Below are 820 nucleotides of genomic sequence, written 5' to 3'. Positions count from 1 at the left end.
GGCACTGTTGCAAAGTTAGCGATGAGGCAGCCTTTTGTCTTATTCAAAGGCCTTACATTTCAAAAACTCTGCTTACCAGGCGTATTTCGCCCAGGGGATCACCATAATAAAATGCTGAGGCCTGGCCTTTGCGTAGTGCACGCATCACCTCAATACCTTTGATGGTGGCGTAAGCCGTCTTCATGGATTTAAATCCCAGCGTGGCGCCGATTATCCGTTTCAGTTTGCCATGATCGCATTCAATCACGTTGTTCCGGTACTTAATCTGTCGGTGTTCAACGTCAGACGGGCACCGGCCTTCGCGTTTGAGCAGAGCAAGCGCGCGACCATAGGCGGGCGCTTTATCCGTGTTGATGAATCGCGGGATCTGCCACTTCTTCACGTTGTTGAGGATTTTACCCAGAAACCGGTATGCAGCTTTGCTGTTACGACGGGAGGAGAGATAAAAATCGACAGTGCGGCCCCGGCTGTCGACGGCCCGGTACAGATACGCCCAGCGGCCATTGACCTTCACGTAGGTTTCATCCATGTGCCACGGGCAAAGATCGGAAGGGTTACGCCAGTACCAGCGCAGCCGTTTTTCCATTTCAGGCGCATAACGCTGAACCCAGCGGTAAATCGTGGAGTGATCGACATTCACTCCGCGTTCAGCCAGCATCTCCTGCAGCTCACGGTAACTGATGCCGTATTTGCAGTACCAGCGTACGGCCCACAGAATGATGTCACGCTGAAAATGCCGGCCTTTGAATGGGTTCATGTGCAGCTCCATCAGCAAAAGGGGATGATAAGTTTATCACCACCGACTATTTGCAACAGTGCC

At 52.3% G+C, this 820-nt stretch carries 1 protein-coding gene; it reads right to left on the bottom strand.

Annotated features, from left to right (window positions below):
• Positions 1 to 52: 52 nt before the first annotated feature.
• Positions 53 to 757 (bottom strand): IS6-like element IS26 family transposase, encoded by a 705-nt coding sequence (locus ACJHXB_RS24750; protein WP_001067852.1) that lies wholly within the window; start codon positions 755 to 757, stop codon positions 53 to 55.
• Positions 758 to 820 lie beyond the last annotated feature (63 nt).

The sequence above is a fragment of the Escherichia sp. WS3227_2 genome (assembly GCF_046486495.1).
In the GTDB taxonomy this organism is placed as follows: Bacteria; Pseudomonadota; Gammaproteobacteria; order Enterobacterales; family Enterobacteriaceae; genus Escherichia; species Escherichia coli.
Note: the sequence above shows the minus strand (reverse complement) of the source record. Positions and strands in the feature narration are given on the sequence as shown.

Excerpts from the sequence above, each read along its gene's own strand:
- ACJHXB_RS24750 (WP_001067852.1), bottom strand. The coding sequence starts at position 757 with ATGAACCCATTCAAAGGCCGGCATTTTCAGCGTGACATCATTCTGTGG.